Origin of the sequence: Micromonospora sp. WMMD734 (genome assembly GCF_049178975.1) — a bacterium.
GTDB lineage: Bacteria > Actinomycetota > Actinomycetes > Mycobacteriales > Micromonosporaceae > Micromonospora > Micromonospora wenchangensis.
Map to the genome: position 1 here is coordinate 6,741,968 of NZ_JBMHMK010000001.1, position 14,061 is coordinate 6,756,028.

General features: G+C 72.1%; 14 protein-coding genes. 9 read left to right on the forward strand and 5 right to left on the reverse strand.

Annotated elements, in window-relative coordinates:
* Window positions 1–89: 89 nt before the first annotated feature.
* Genes ACN267_RS29485 through ACN267_RS29495 form a run of 3 tightly spaced genes read right to left on the reverse strand, consistent with a single transcriptional unit; the run spans window position 90 to window position 3,531 of the window.
* Entirely contained in the window at window positions 90–1,517 is a 1,428-nt protein-coding gene (locus ACN267_RS29485) for a TldD/PmbA family protein (RefSeq protein ID WP_421490111.1), read from the reverse strand.
* Window positions 1,514–2,950 carry a TldD/PmbA family protein gene (locus ACN267_RS29490; RefSeq protein WP_204957817.1) on the reverse strand — a complete coding sequence of 479 codons (1,437 nt, stop codon included), beginning with the start codon at window positions 2,948–2,950 and terminating at the stop codon, window positions 1,514–1,516. Before ACN267_RS29490 ends, ACN267_RS29485 begins: the two co-directional genes overlap by 4 nt.
* A gap of 32 nt (window positions 2,951–2,982) precedes the next feature.
* Window positions 2,983–3,531, reverse strand: a complete 549-nt coding sequence (locus ACN267_RS29495) for a Uma2 family endonuclease (RefSeq protein WP_421490112.1) — start codon at window positions 3,529–3,531, stop codon at window positions 2,983–2,985.
* Window positions 3,532–3,727: 196 nt separating this feature from the next.
* Here ACN267_RS29495 and ACN267_RS29500 point away from each other — a divergent pair, with 196 nt between their 5' ends.
* The 6 genes from ACN267_RS29500 (at window position 3,728) to ACN267_RS29525 (ending at window position 10,137) form a co-directional block, all read left to right on the forward strand.
* Window positions 3,728–4,774, forward strand: coding sequence for an ABC transporter ATP-binding protein (locus ACN267_RS29500; RefSeq protein ID WP_204957819.1), 1,047 nt, complete (start codon window positions 3,728–3,730; stop codon window positions 4,772–4,774).
* Window positions 4,771–5,901, forward strand: a complete 1,131-nt coding sequence (locus ACN267_RS29505; RefSeq protein WP_421490113.1) for an ABC transporter ATP-binding protein — start codon at window positions 4,771–4,773, stop codon at window positions 5,899–5,901. The genes ACN267_RS29500 and ACN267_RS29505 overlap by 4 nt, the downstream gene beginning before the upstream one ends.
* Window positions 5,898–6,902, forward strand: a complete 1,005-nt coding sequence (locus tag ACN267_RS29510; RefSeq protein WP_421490114.1) for an ABC transporter permease — start codon at window positions 5,898–5,900, stop codon at window positions 6,900–6,902. Before ACN267_RS29505 ends, ACN267_RS29510 begins: the two co-directional genes overlap by 4 nt.
* Before the next feature lie 12 nt (window positions 6,903–6,914).
* Window positions 6,915–7,901 carry an ABC transporter permease gene (locus ACN267_RS29515; RefSeq protein WP_281894441.1) on the forward strand — a complete coding sequence of 329 codons (987 nt, stop codon included), beginning with the start codon at window positions 6,915–6,917 and terminating at the stop codon, window positions 7,899–7,901.
* Between the two features lie 119 nt (window positions 7,902–8,020).
* Entirely contained in the window at window positions 8,021–9,763 is a 1,743-nt protein-coding gene (locus ACN267_RS29520) for an ABC transporter substrate-binding protein (RefSeq protein ID WP_421490115.1), read from the forward strand.
* 80 nt (window positions 9,764–9,843) lie between these two features.
* Entirely contained in the window at window positions 9,844–10,137 is a 294-nt protein-coding gene (locus tag ACN267_RS29525; RefSeq protein ID WP_421490116.1) for a type II toxin-antitoxin system prevent-host-death family antitoxin, read from the forward strand.
* Here ACN267_RS29525 and ACN267_RS29530 read toward each other — a convergent pair.
* Entirely contained in the window at window positions 10,116–10,853 is a 738-nt protein-coding gene (locus ACN267_RS29530) for a helix-turn-helix domain-containing protein (RefSeq protein WP_194821169.1), read from the reverse strand. The two genes, ACN267_RS29525 and ACN267_RS29530, sit on opposite strands and share 22 nt — an antisense overlap.
* 113 nt (window positions 10,854–10,966) lie before the next feature.
* On the opposite strand from ACN267_RS29530, the gene ACN267_RS29535 reads away from it, so the two are divergent.
* Complete coding sequence (locus ACN267_RS29535) at window positions 10,967–11,173, forward strand: hypothetical protein (RefSeq protein WP_421490117.1); 207 nt, start codon at window positions 10,967–10,969, stop codon at window positions 11,171–11,173.
* On the forward strand, window positions 11,163–12,350 hold the full coding sequence (locus ACN267_RS29540; protein ID WP_421490118.1) for a helix-turn-helix domain-containing protein: 1,188 nt from the start codon (window positions 11,163–11,165) through the stop codon (window positions 12,348–12,350). Before ACN267_RS29535 ends, ACN267_RS29540 begins: the two co-directional genes overlap by 11 nt.
* 91 nt (window positions 12,351–12,441) lie before the next feature.
* Here the strand turns inward: ACN267_RS29540 and ACN267_RS29545 are convergent, their stop codons facing one another.
* Window positions 12,442–12,888: a hypothetical protein gene (locus ACN267_RS29545; RefSeq protein ID WP_421490119.1), complete on the reverse strand. Its 447-nt coding sequence runs from the start codon at window positions 12,886–12,888 to the stop codon at window positions 12,442–12,444.
* A gap of 379 nt (window positions 12,889–13,267) precedes the next feature.
* Between ACN267_RS29545 and ACN267_RS29550 the strand changes: the two genes are divergently transcribed.
* On the forward strand, window positions 13,268–14,029 hold the full coding sequence (locus tag ACN267_RS29550; protein ID WP_421490120.1) for a class I SAM-dependent methyltransferase: 762 nt from the start codon (window positions 13,268–13,270) through the stop codon (window positions 14,027–14,029).
* The last annotated feature ends 32 nt before the right edge of the window (window positions 14,030–14,061 follow it).

Sequence of the window (14,061 nt, forward strand, 5' to 3'; positions counted from 1 at the left end):
GTGTCCCGTGTGTCCCGCACCTTGGAAAGACCCGAACCATGATCAATGTGTAGTCGGCGTTAGTCGGCTGCGCGGGCGCTGCGGCACCGTCAGCCCGACGCGCCGCCGGTGAAGTTCCACGAGGCCAGCCGCAGTGCCGGCCCCTCCCACCAGCCGCCGTCGAACCGGTCCGGCTGGCGGACCGGCCGCCGGCCGAGACCGAGCACCGCCCCCGGCCCCAACGCCCGGGGGTACGCCTCGGTGAACCGGAGGTTCCGCACCGCCCGCACCGGCACGCCGTCCTCGACCAGCCACACCCCGTTGCGGGTCAACCCGGTGACCACCAGGCTCAACGGATCGAGCACCCGGGTGTACCAGAAGTCGCTGACCAGCAGCCCTCGGGCCATCGGCGCGACCAGTGCGGCGGTGTCCGCGTCCGCCACCGCCCCCACGACCGGGCCGCCGGCCGGGTGGCCGCCGACCGCCGGGTCCACCGGATCGCCGGCCGACCCGGGCATCAGGAGATTGCGGGGGATCGGGCCGAAGGTGGCGCCGCCCGGCGTCCCGTGCCCTGTCGACGACGTGCCCGCCCCGGCGGCGCTGCGCCGGTCGTGGGCCACCGCGCGGGTGGTGCCCGCCTCGACCAGGGTCAACGCCGTACGCGGGGTGCCCTCCAGGTCGAACGGCATCGCCCCGCCGTACGTCGGGTCGTCGACCAGGGTCACCGCCGGATCGAACTGGGCGACGCCGGGCCGGGCGAACGACTGGCCTTCGACGTGCCGCTTGCCGTTGAAGCCGTACCAGGCGAGATTCTGTAGCAGGTCGGCCACGGCGGCCGGTTCGAGGACCACCTCGTACCGGCCCGGGGGCAGCTCGACCGGGTCGGCGGCGGCCCGTGCCTTCGCCGCCGCCCGCGCCCCCAGGGACGCGCCGTCCAGCTCGTCGAGGCGACCGGCGCAGAGCCGGGCCACCCCGTCCGCGCCGTCCACCCGGGCGATGCCGTCCATCGCCGCCTCGGTGGTGCGCCCCTGCGCCGACTGGCCGGCCGAGTTGGCGAACGCCCCCGACCGGTACGCGGTCCGGCAGTACCCGGCCGCCTCCAGCCCGCCCACCGCGTCGACGAAGGCGCGCACCCGGTCGGCGCGGGCCGCCGGCTCGGCATAGGCGGTGGCCTCGTCGAGCAGGCCGTTGGAGTGCACCGCCGACGGCGGGGTCAGCCCCGGCCAGGCCGGATCGGGCGGGCAGAGCCGGGCGGCGGCGAGGGTCCGCCCGACCAGGGCCCGCAGCCCGTCGGGGCCGATCAGGCTGCCGCCCCCGGCGGCCGTCCGACCGTCGACGTGCACCCGCAGCCGCACCGTCACCTGCGACTCGGCGACGTTCTGGTGGATGAACGAGTTGGCGAACCGGGTCAACGCCAGATCGTGCCGGACGACGGTGACCTCGGCCTCGGCGGTCGGACCGGCGATCTCGTGGACCAGCTCCACCACCCGGGCGGCGACGTCCAGCTCGGTCGCCCCGGTGTCGCGCAGGCCGGTCATGCCCGCACCCCCACCCGGACGCCCCGGAACCGGGCCGGCGCCGCCGGATGCCCGGTGTGCCCGATCTGGCCCGGCTGGCCCTTGCCGCAGTTCGGGGTGCCCCACGGGACGATCTCGGAGGAGAGCATGTCCATCGACTGCCAGAACAGTGGGCCGATGCCGGTGTAGGTGGGGTTGCGCAGCATCCGGCCGCGCCGGCCGTTGCGCACCTCCCAGGCGATCTCGCAGCCGAACTGGAAGTTCAGTCGTCGGTCGTCGATCGACCAGGACCGGTTGACGTCCATCAGCACCCCGTCGTCGGTGGCCGCGATGATCTCGTCGAGGGTGTGCGGGCCGGGTTCCAGGCCCACGTTGGTCATCCGCACCATCGGCAGCCGGGCCCAGCCGTCGGCGCGTACGCTGCCGCCGTGACCGAGGCCGGCGACGGCGGCCGAGTCCCGGCCGGCGAGCACCCCGACCCAGCGGCCCTCGCGGACCGCGTCGCGCTTCACCGCCGGGGAGCCCTCGTCGTCGAAGCCGAAGCTGCCCAGCGCGCCGGGGATCGTCGGGTCGATGGTGACGTTCATCAGCTCGGAGCCGTAGCGCAGCGACCCGAGCTGGGCCAGGTCGAGCCAGGAGGTGCCGGCGAAGGCGGCCTCCCAGCCGAGGATGCGGTCCAGCTCGATGGCGTGCCCGACCGACTCGTGGATCTGCAACGCGAGCTGCTCGTCGCCCAGGATCAGGTCGGTCTCGCCGGCCGGGCACTCCGGCGCGGTGAGCAGCGCCCGGGACTCGTCGGCGATCCGGGCGGCGTGCCCGGTGAGGTCGAGCGACTCGACCAGCTCCCACCCGGTGGTGCCGTACTGGCCCCGGTAGCTCGGCCAGGAGCGGCGCTGGGTCTCGTGCTCGCCGATCGAGGTGGCCGAGATGCCGCCGCCGCACTCGCGGATGTGCTGGTCGATGCGGTGCCCCTCGCTGGAGACGAACCACTTGCGGGTGTCCCAGACCTGGTAGAGCCCCTGGGCCAGGTCGGCCCCCTGCCCACGGGCCGCCTCGGTGGCCCGGACCAGCAGGTCGCCCTTGTCGGACAACGGCACGCCGAGCGGGTCGACCGCGCAGTCGGAGGCCCAGCTCGCCACCACCGGCTCGGCCGGGGTCAGCGTGATCGGTGGGCCGGGCACCCGGGCGCTCGCGGCGGCGACCTGGGTGGCCCGCCGGCCGGCTGCGCGGGCCGCCGCGTCGGACAGCTCGGGTACGGCGTGGAAGCCCCACCCCGACCCGACCAGCGCACGCACCCCCAGGCCGAGGCTCTCGTCCTGGGTCAGCTCCTCGATGTCGCCGTTGCGCGCGGACATCGACTCGTAGCGCAGGTGCATCACCCGGGCGTCGGCGTACCGGGCGCCCGCGTCGAGAGCGGCCTGGACGGCTGCGGACGCCGCATCGAACTCGGTCATGGACCGACCCTAGGCCAGTCCACCGACATCCGTCAGGGCAGCAGATCCTCGGGCCGGATCGTGGCCCGCACCGGCTCCGTGAGGTCGAGCGTCTCCCCGACCTTGGCGACCGCGTGCTCCAGGTAGTGCCGGCCGTGTCGGCGGTAGAGGTGCAGGTTGCCGTTCTGCTGCTCGACCAGCAGGTACCACTCGATCCCGGCGGTGGCGTAATAGTGCATCTTGAGGACCTTGTCGGTCGCCGCGTTGCCGGGCGAGATGATCTCGCACACCAGGTGGACGTCGTGCGCCTCGACGTAGACCTCGTCGAAGTCGATCTCGCCGGTGACGACGAGATCGGGAATGGTGATCCGACCCGGCTTGAGGCGGACGTTGACCGCCTCCAGGACCCGCAGGTGCGCACTGCGGGCCGGCTGCCGTAGCGCGGCCCGGAGTTCTCCCGAGATGTTCTGGTGGCGGGGGGTTGGGGCTGGGGTCACGTGGAGGCTCCCGTCGAAGAGTTCGACGCGTTGGGACGTCTTGCCGAGGGAGAGGTACTCCTCTTCGGTCCACGGTCCGTCGTGGCCGAACACCGCTGCGGTCATGGTCGGTCACCTCCACCTCGTGTCGCCGGGCATCCTCCACCGGGCACCTCGCCCATGGTCGCACCCCGGCTGCGACCGGACGGCGACGACACCGTGCGGCGACTACGCTGTGGTCCGGTGACAGCTCCCGCTCCGTAGCTTATTTTCAGCCTCGGCTCTTTGTTGTAGGTTCCCTACAACCCCGGGGGAGGCGGTCGTGGACAGTCCGAAGGCAGGCGACGACCCGTACCTGCGGGTGGACGACCTGCGGGTGCGGTTCGACACGGCCGACGGCGTGGTACGTGCGGTGGACGGGGTGTCCTTCGCCGTGCCGCGCGGTCGGACGCTCGGCATCGTCGGCGAGTCGGGCTCCGGCAAGAGCGCCACCGCGCTGGCCGTGCTCGGCCTGCACGACCCCCGACGCGGCACCGTCACCGGCACGATCAGCGTCGGCGGGCGGCAACTCGTCGGCCTGGCCGAGGACCGGGTACGCCGGCTGCGCGGCCGGGACGTGGCGATGATCTTCCAGGATCCGCTCTCCGCACTGCACCCCTACTACAGCGTGGGGCGACAGATCGCCGAGGCGTACCGGGTACACCACCCCCGGACGGGGCGGCGGGCGGCACGGACCCGTGCCGTGGACATGCTCGACCGGGTGGGCATCCCGCAGCCGGCCCGCCGCTACGACCAGTACCCGCACGAGTTCTCCGGCGGCATGCGGCAGCGGGCGATGATCGCGATGGCGCTGGTCAACGACCCGGCCCTGGTCATCGCCGACGAGCCGACCACCGCGCTGGACGTGACGGTGCAGGCCCAGATCCTCGACCTGCTCGCCGACCTCCAGGCCGAGTTCCGCACCGCGATCGTGCTGATCACCCACGATCTGGGGGTGGTCGCCCAGGTCGCCGACGACGTGCTGGTCATGTACGCCGGGCGGGTGGTCGAGCAGGGCAGCATGCCGCAGGTGCTCCGCCGGCCGCAGCACCCGTACACCTGGGGGCTGCTCTCCAGCGTGCCGTCGCTGCACGGCGACCCGGACGCGGACCTGGTGCCCATCCCCGGCAACCCGCCCTCGCTGATCGACCCGCCGCCCGGCTGCGCGTTCCACCCGCGCTGCCGGTACGCAGGTGACCGCTCCCGTACGGTGGTGCCGGCGCTCGGCCCGGCGGGCGCGGCCGGCCACCTGGTCGCCTGCCACCTTCCCGCCGGCGACCGCGCGGCCCTCTCCCACCAGGCCGTTCCCGGGGCGGGGGTGTCCCGGTGAGCACGACGGACGTGCCGCGGTCGCGAGCGGAGGGCGGGCCGGTGAGCGCCGGTGAGCCGTTGTTGCGGGTACGGGGGTTGACCAAGCACTTCCCGGTCCGCACCGGCCTGCGGTCCCGGGGGCTGGTGCGGGCGGTGGACGGGCTGGACTTCGACGTGCGACCCGGCGAGACGCTGGGCCTGGTGGGGGAGTCCGGCTGTGGCAAGAGCACCACCGGCCGGATGCTGGTCCGGCTGCTGGAGCCGACCGCCGGGACGATCGAGTTCGCCGGCCGGGACATCACCCACGCCCGTCGGCGTGCGCTGCGTCCACTGCGGCAGGACCTCCAGATCATCTTCCAGGACCCGTACGCCTCGCTGAACCCCCGGCACACCGTCGGACGGATCGTGGCGATGCCGTTGCAGGTCAACCGGATCGACCCGCCCGGCGGGGTGAAGGCGCGGGTCCGCGAACTGCTGGAACTGGTCGGGCTGAACCCGGAGCACTACAACCGCTACCCGCACGAGTTCTCCGGCGGGCAGCGGCAGCGGATCGGGATCGCCCGCGCGCTGGCCCTGCGACCCCGGCTGATCGTCGCCGACGAACCGGTCTCCGCGCTCGACGTCTCGATCCAGGCACAGGTGGTGAACCTGCTGCGCGACCTGCAACGCGACCTCGACCTGGCGTTCGTGTTCATCGCACACGACCTGGCCGTGGTGCGGCACTTCTGCCAACGGGTCGCGGTGATGTACCTGGGCCGGATCGTCGAGATCGGCGACCGGGACGACATCTACCGGCGGCCCCGGCACCCGTACACCCGGGCACTGCTGTCGGCGGTTCCGGACGTGACCGCCACGGGTGCGGTGGGGCGGATCAGACTGACCGGGGACGTGCCCACGCCGCTGGACCCGCCGTCGGGCTGCCGGTTCCGCACCCGGTGCCCCCGGGCGCGCGACGTCTGCGCCCGCGAGGAGCCGGTGCTGGTGGTCGACGCCGGGGGCCGACACGCCACCGCCTGCCACTTCCCGGAGACCGGACCGACCCCGTCCGGTCCCGGCGACGCACGGGCGGGCACGGCTGGCGGGACGGGCCCGGCCACCCCGGGCGCGGGCCGGGCGGACGGGAACGCCGAGGAGGTGCCGAGATGAGTGTGTCCCCGGTCGATCCGGCGACGCTGGCCGAGGCCGAGGCCGCAACGGGTGGCGACCGGCCCGGCTCCGGGTTCGTCGGGCGCTCGCCCGGCCAACTCGCCTGGGCCCGGCTGCGACGCGACCGGACCGGCCTGGTCAGCGGCGGGATGCTGGTCTTTTTCGTGCTGGTGGCGCTCGCCGTGCCGCTGATCGAATGGGCGTACGGGATCGGCCCCCGGGAGCAGTTCCAGTCCCGGCTGGACGGGTTCGGGATGCCGCTCGGCTACGCCGGCGGGGTGACCGGGGAACACTGGTTCGGGCTTGAGCCGGGGCTGGGCCGGGACATCTTCGTCCGGATGGTGCACGGGCTGCGTACCTCGCTGTTCATCGCGTTCGCGGCGGCGGTGACCACGGCGGCGATCGGGGTCGTGCTCGGCACCCTGGCCGGCTACCTGGGCGGCTGGCTGGACGCGGTGGTCAACTGGGTCACCGACCTGACCCTGGCGATGCCGTTCCTGATCATCGCGCTGGCGCTGACGCCCACCGTCGCGCTGCGCTTCTACGGCCAGCGCGAGGAGGTGCCTGCCGCGTTCCAGATCGGCGTGCTGATCGCCATCTTCGCGCTGTTCGGCTGGACGAGCACCGCCCGGCTGGTCCGGGGGCAGGTGATCGCGCTGCGCGAACGGGAGTTCGTGGAGGCGGCGCGGGCCAGCGGCGCGGGGCTGGGACACATGCTGTTCCGACAACTGCTGCCCAACCTCTGGGCGCCGATCCTGGTGTCCTTCTCGCTGGCGGTGCCGGCGTACATCACCAGTGAGGCGGCGCTGTCGTTCATCGGGGTCGGGCTGACCGACGCCACCCCGAGCTTCGGCCGGATGATCTACCGCAGCCTGGACTACCTCCAGACCGACCCGGCGTACGTCTTCTTCCCCGGCATCACGATCTTCGCGCTCGTGTTCGCCTTCAACCTCTTCGGCGACGCGCTGCGCGACGCGCTCGACCCGAAGTCGTCCCGGTAGGAGGGCCCGGCGATGGCGCGGTTCCTGGTCAAGCGGCTCTTCTCGGCGGTGTTGACGCTCTTCGCGGTCAGCGTGCTCAGTTTCCTGATGTTCTTCGCCCTGCCCCGCGACCCGGTCACCGGCATGTGCCCCAAGAACTGCAACCCGGAGCGGCTGGAGCGGGTCCGTCAGGAGCTGGGCCTGCGCGATCCGCTGATCAGCCAGTACGCCGGCTACATGAAGGGCATCGTGACCGGCCGGGACCTCGGCAGCGCCCAGGGCGGCAGGTGCGACGCACCCTGCCTGGGCTGGTCGTACGTCGCCAACGAGGCGGTCAGCGACACCATCGCCCGGGTGCTGCCGGTGACGTTGAGCATCGTCGTGCCGGCGGCGGTGCTGTGGCTGCTGCTCGGGGTGGGCCTGGGCATGGTCTCAGCGCTGCGCCGGGGCACCTGGCTGGACCGGGCGGCGATCGGCTTCTCACTGGCCGGGGCGTCGTTGCAGCTCTACTTCGTGGGCGCGGTGCTGCTGCTGGTGTTCGTCTACACGCTGCGCTGGCTGCCGGTACCGAGCTACACGCCGCTGCTCGACGACCCGGTGCGCTGGGCCGGCGGGCTGGTGCTGGCCTGGCTGTCGCTGGCGTTCCTCTTCTCCGCCATCTACGCCCGGCTGTCCCGGGCGCAGATGCTGGAGACACTCTCGGAGGACTTCGTGCGGACCGCACGGGCCAAGGGCCTGGCCAAACGCACGGTGTACGGCCGGCACGCGCTGCGCGCGGCGATCACGCCGGTGGTGACGATCGCCGGCCTGGACGTCGGCGGCGCACTGGGCGGCACGGTGATCACCGAGACGACCTTCGGCCTCAACGGTATGGGCCGTACGGCGGTCGACGCGGTACGCGCCGGTGACCTGCCCACCATCATGGCGACCGTGCTGATCGCGGCGGTCTTCGTGGTGCTGGCGAACGTGCTGGTGGATCTGCTGTACGCGGCGATCGACCCCCGGGTGCGGTTGCGCTGACCGGCCCGTCGGGCGGTGGAAGTTACCGGAATCTGCTAGACAGTCCGAAGTTTTTCTTCTTGACGATCCCCGGGTGTCGGCGGCCACCTCCGCCGGTGACCGGGTGGAGGAGGTAGGAGATGCGACCACGCGCAGCAGCCGCCGTGGGCGGGGCGATCGCCCTGGTGGTGGCGTTGGGGGCCTGCTCGGAGAACACGGGCGAGGGCACCACCGTGGACACCGACCGGCAGCAGACCGGGGTGATCGCCACCGACCCGAAGGACTCCCAGGGCCCCGCCGCCGAGATCGAGGGGGCGACCCGGGGCGGCACCTTCACCATCATCCGGGAGACCCCGATCTCCCACCTGGACCCGCAGCGGACGTACTCGTTCGCCGGCCTGATGGCCAACCCGCTGTTCGCCCGCTACCTCACCACCTGGAAGGACGACGGCAACGGTGGTCTGGTCCTCGTCGGTGACCTGGCCCAGAACCCGGGCAACAACGTGAACAGCGACTGCCGGGTCTGGGAGTACACCATCAAGGACGGGGTGAAGTTCGAGGACGGCAGCCCCGTCACGTCCAGGGAGATCGCGTACGGCATCGCCCGCTCCTTCGACCCCGACCTGACCGGCGGCCCCACCTACCTCCAGGAGTGGCTGGCCGACACCCCGCAGTACGACACGAAGTGGGACTTCACGAAGAACAAGACGTCGCTGCCGCCGGGGCTGACCACCCCGGATGCGAAGACGCTGCGGTTCGAGTTCGCCAAGCCCCGCTGCGACCTGCCGTTCGCGGTCTCGCTGCCGACCACCGCGCCGCTGCGGCCGGACCAGGACACGGGCGTCAACCTGGACCAGCGGCCGTTCTCCTCCGGGCCGTACAAGATCGCCAAGAACCAGGCGGGCGTGCAGCTCACCCTGGAGCGCAACCCGCACTGGGACCCGGCCACCGACCCGGTCCGCCACCAGTACCCGGACCAGTTCGTCTGGACCTTCGGGCCGACCGCCGACGCGGCCGTCAACCGGGTGATCGCCGACAACGGCGCCGACCAGAGCGCGCTGGCCTGGAACTACGTGCCGGCCTCGCTGGTCGCCCGGGTCGCCCAGGACCGGGGTCTCAAGTCGCGCAGCGTCCTGTCGCCGACGCCGAGCGCCAACCAGCTCGTGATCAACAACCAGCGGGTCACCGACCTCGCCGTCCGCCGGGCGCTCAACTACGCCATCGACCGCGACGGCCTGGTCAAGGCGCTCGGCGGGCAGACCGTCGCCCAGCCGATGACCACCCTGATGCCGCCGTCCACCATCGGCTACCAGGCGTACGACGCCTACCCGGCCGGCGCCAACGGCGATGTCGACAAGGCCAAGGAACTGCTCGCCGGCAAGACCCCGGAGCTGGTCCTCGGGGTCGCCGACAACACCACCGAACAGCAGATCGGCACCCAGCTCAAGGCCAACCTGGAACGCGCCGGATTCAGGATCACGCTGCGGAACATCCCGGACGACGCGAAGCTCGACGAGATCAAGAAGAAGAACAACCCGTGGGACCTCTACATCGGCAACTGGGCCGCCGACTGGCCCAGCGGCGCGTCGATCCTGCCGGTGCTCTACGACGGCCGCACGATCAAGGCCGAGGGCAACAGCAACCAGGCGTACTTCAACGACCCGGCGGTCAACGCCGAGATCGACCGCATCCAGGCCATGCCCCCGGCCGACCAGGGCCCCGAGTGGGGCAAGCTCGATCGGCGGATCATGACCGAGTACGCCCCGGTGGTGCCGCTCTTCGTGGATGTGGCCTACACGGTGCACGGCTCGAAGGTGGGCGGGGTGTTCATCTCCAGCGTCTTCGGCTACCCGTCCTTCGTCAACGCCCACGTCAGGCAGTGACGTCGCACTGAGCCGGAACCGGGCTCCCTCCCGACGCCGATCGGAAGGGAGCCCGTCGGCTCTGTTGGACAATTGGTGACATGAGCGAGCCCGCCGCCGAACTGCCGATCTCCGATGCCCGCGACAGTCTTGCGGCCGTCGTCTCCCGCGCCCACCACGCCGGGCGGATCACCTACGTCACCCAGCGTGGGCAGCGACTGGCCGCCATCGTCCCCGCCGAGCTGGCCGAAGCGATCGAACGCGCCGAGGATGCCGTCGACGTCGCCGCTGCCCGGGAGGCCCTGGCCCGCATCGACGAGGGCGACACGCCCGTTCCGCTGACCGAACTGCGCCGCGAGTTGGACCCTGGTGCCTACCCGGGCGGGGTGTTGTAGCGGTCGAGCGTCGCCTTGGACGTCGAGGCGTCCTGGAAGGTCAGCTCCCAGGGGCCGGTGTTGACGTCCATGTCCTTGCCGAACCCGACCCACTTCCCGGCCATCCGTCGACCGGTCGGCTCCACCAGCAGTTGGATCGCGCCGTGGTAGCGGGCTCCCCGGTAGTGGCCGGCGGGGTCGGTCTGCTCCACCCAGGTCCCGGTGACGACGGCACCGTCCACGCTGAGATCCAGCGACAGCGACGATGCCGCCGAGCCGGGCAGGCTGCGCACGGTCAACCGGTCGCCGTGCTGGAGCACCACCACGAAGTGCTGCCCGGCGAAGGACTCGCCGCGACTGCTGGAGTGGTATTGATAGCGGCTGAGCCACACCCCCTCGTGTGACCCGTGCGCGGCGGCTGATCTGGGCGTCGGGGTGGCCAGGTCGGACATGGGCGAGCGGTCGCCGCCGTCCTGGTCGTCGACCGCGTCGCCGTCAGGGGTCGTGGCGAAGCCGAGCAGTGTGATGGGCAGGCCGGTGACGACCTCCAACGCGCGGGCGTACACCGGCCGAGGGGCGGCGGTCATCCCGGACTCCCAGCGTTGGACGAGCCGCTTGTTGGCGTCGTTGGGTTCGCCGGCACGGTAGCCGGCGGCCTGCAGCGCGCGGGCGAAGTCGTCCTGGCTCATGCGCATCCTGGTCCGAACCGCGCGCAGTGCGATGTTGGGGGCAGCCATGCCGTCACGGTACCGATTTTGTCGCCCTAATGTCGTCCCCTAGGCAACCGTTTTGTCACTTGCTATGACGTCGTGTGCAGCGACATTTCAGCGTCGAATCCAAGTAGTGCGCGGTGGCTGAACCTGCTGCCGCGTTGTCGACGGAGGTGGCGATGGAACGTCGTGGCGACGGATCGGCGGGGAGCCGGGGTGAGCAGATCGACGCCGCCGAGCGGGAGGCGGCCCGGCAGCGGATTCTGGCGCAGGCCGAAGCGGAGCGGATACCCGTGAAGGAAACAACCCGGGCGGTGCCGGATCGGCGGTGGCGCGGTGAGCGGTGACGCGTTGCCGATCGGTCGGCGGGTGGCGTACCTGCGGGTGCGGCGGAAGCTGTCGCAGCAGTCTTTCGCCGACCGGCTCGGCAAGTCGAAGAGTTGGGTGGACAAGGTCGAGCGTGGAGTCCGTCCGCTGGAACGGATGTCGACCATCCGGGAGGTCGCAGCGGTGCTGCGGGTCGACACCGCGACGCTGCTCGGTCGGGACGCCCAACCCGCCGAGATGGCCACGCGGGATACGAGCGTCGCCCGGATCAGGGCGGCGCTGTCGACGTACGAGATGGCTCTTGGCCGGGCGACGGGCCGGGAAATGATGTCGACGGATCGGCTGGCGCGGGCGCTGGGGCACGCGTGGACGGCGTACCAGCAGGCCCGGTATCCGCGCCTGGTGGAGTTGCTGCCGGGATTGTTGACCGAGGTGCATCGTGCCCACGTGCGGGACCCGGAGGCGGGCCGGGCGGCGGTGGTGCAGGCGTACCGGCTGACGGCGGCGCTGCTGGTGAAGCTGGACGAGGGAAGCCTTGCCTGGTTGGCCGCCGATCGGGCGATGTCCGCCGCCACCGGTGACCGGGTGTTGCTGGCGGGCGCGGCGGTGCAACTCGGTCAGGTGCTGCGGACGGTGGCGCGGGCGCGGTCGGTGATGCTGGCCGCCGCGTACCAGATCGCCCCGGTCGACCCCAACCGTGGTACGCCGCAGGAGTGGTCGTTGTGCGGATCGCTACTGGTGCAGGCTGCATTGATCGCGGCACGGACGGGGGACGATCGGGCGGCCGACGGCCTGTTGGACGAGGCCACCGAGATGGCCGCCCAGGTCGGCGACGGTCACGACCATCACCGGACGGGGTTCGGGCCGGCGGCCGTCGAGGCGGGACGGGTCACCGCCGCCGTGGAACTGGGCGACGGCCCGCAGGCGGTCGCCCGGCACGAGGAGGTGATCGGGTGGGACGGGTGGCGCTGGCTGCCGGTCGAGCACCGAGCCGCCCACCTGGTCGACGCGGCGCGCGGGTACCTGCTGACCGGCGATCCGGTCGGCGCGGCGCGGGCGCTGATCCGCGCCGACCGGATCGCGCCCGCCGAGGTCCGGCACCGGCCGGCGGTACGGAAGGTGGTCGACCAACTCGCCCGCGACCCGCGTGCTCCCACCACGATCACCCCGCTCGCCGTCAGCCTCGGGCTGCTCTGACGGGGAGCGGTCCTGCCTGCCGGATCGCCTGGTGGTGTCGACCCGGGCGGTGAAGATGATCCGCTGACCGGGTCGCGCGACGGGCCGGCGGTCAGTCGACCCGCAGGGCCAGTAGGGTGCTCTTCAGTTCCTGTTCGACGTACTGCCGGGAATCCCGGTCGGCGACCATCAGCAGGTAGCTGTCCTGGCGGGCCGGAATTCCCGACACCGAGAACCGGAACTGGCAGGTGCCGTCGGCGAGTGCACGGGCGTCGGTCAACCGTCCACCGGCGAATCCGAGGCCGGCGAAGATGACCACCTGGGCACCCGCTTGGACGTCGGCGTGGCCGCCCGTCCCGGCGCAGCCACCATGACCGTCGGTGACGAAGGACCCCCTGTCGCCGAGCAGCACCGTGCCCGAGGCCACGAACGTCTCCCTCGGCAGCCGGTTCGGCGCGACCGGGGTTCGGGCCCTGGTGCTGTTGCCCACGAACATGCCCCCGGCGAGCAGCAGCCCAGCGGCAGCACCGGCCCACATCCACCCGGGACGACGTCGCACGGTCCGCTCCTCGTACAAGGGCTGCATGTCGTCTCCGGGGTGGGGGGCGGGCGGGACCCCCGAAAGTGTGATCGACGCTGCCCTCTCCCGCAGCCCCGTTTCGACGTTCGGTCGCTTCGTCCACCACCCGACCCCGGTGATCAAGAGCTTTGCGTCAGATTCCGGCCGCAGGATGACGCGAACCTCTTGATCACCGGGGCAAGGCGGGGCGTGGCGGGGCGTGGGCGGGCGGGTGGGGGTCATTGGGGCGATGTTGGGGTGTCATGGGGCTCGGACACCGCTATATCCGTGACGTTGAGTCGATCCGGGCCGGCGTCGACCCTCGGACAGGGACGCAATTCGATTGACCGCCGGTCTGTCGGTCGGGACAGTTCGGGGTATGGACCCGACGTCGCGTGCCAACCGGACCGCCTGGGAACTGGCCCACCAGGAGCGGGTCTGGGCCGACGACCAGATGACGGCCGAGGCGGCGGCCGGTGTCACGCTCATCCCCAGTGAACGGGCGCTGCTCCGGGACATCCTGGCGACCCGCCCGCTGGTGGTCCACCCGCAGAGCGGCAACGGCCAGGACGACGTCGCACTGGTCCACGCCGGCGCCCGGATGGTGATCGGCGTCGACTACAGCGAGCACGCGATCCAGGGTGCGCGCGGGCGCGCCGACGCCCTCGATGCCGCCTGCCACTACCTGCTCGGGACGGTCCCCGGTGTGCCGCTGCGCGACGGCTGTGCCGACCTCGTCTACACCGGCAAGGGCGCGCTGATCTGGATGCCCGACATCGACGCCTGGGCCGGGGAGATGGCCCGGCTGCTGCGCCCCGGCGGCCACCTGTTCGTCCACGACGGTCACCCGGCCACCGACCTGTGGACCTGGGACCTGGACGAGCCGCGCATCCGACCCGACCGCAGCTACTTCGGCCGCTCGTTCGTCTGCCCCGACGACAGTTTCCCGGCCCACGGGGCGGTGATGTGGCAGTGGACGCTCGGCCGGATCGTCACCGCCGTGGTCACCGCCGGCCTGGAGATCCGGCAGCTCGACGAGTACGCGGAGCCGTTCTGGCGGATGGGCGACGTCGACGCGGCGGCCTTCCGGGGCCGCCTGCCCAACGCGTTCGCCCTGCTGGCCCGCCGCCCCGCCGGCTGACCTGCCCGGCCGCCGCCTGCTGACCCGCCGGC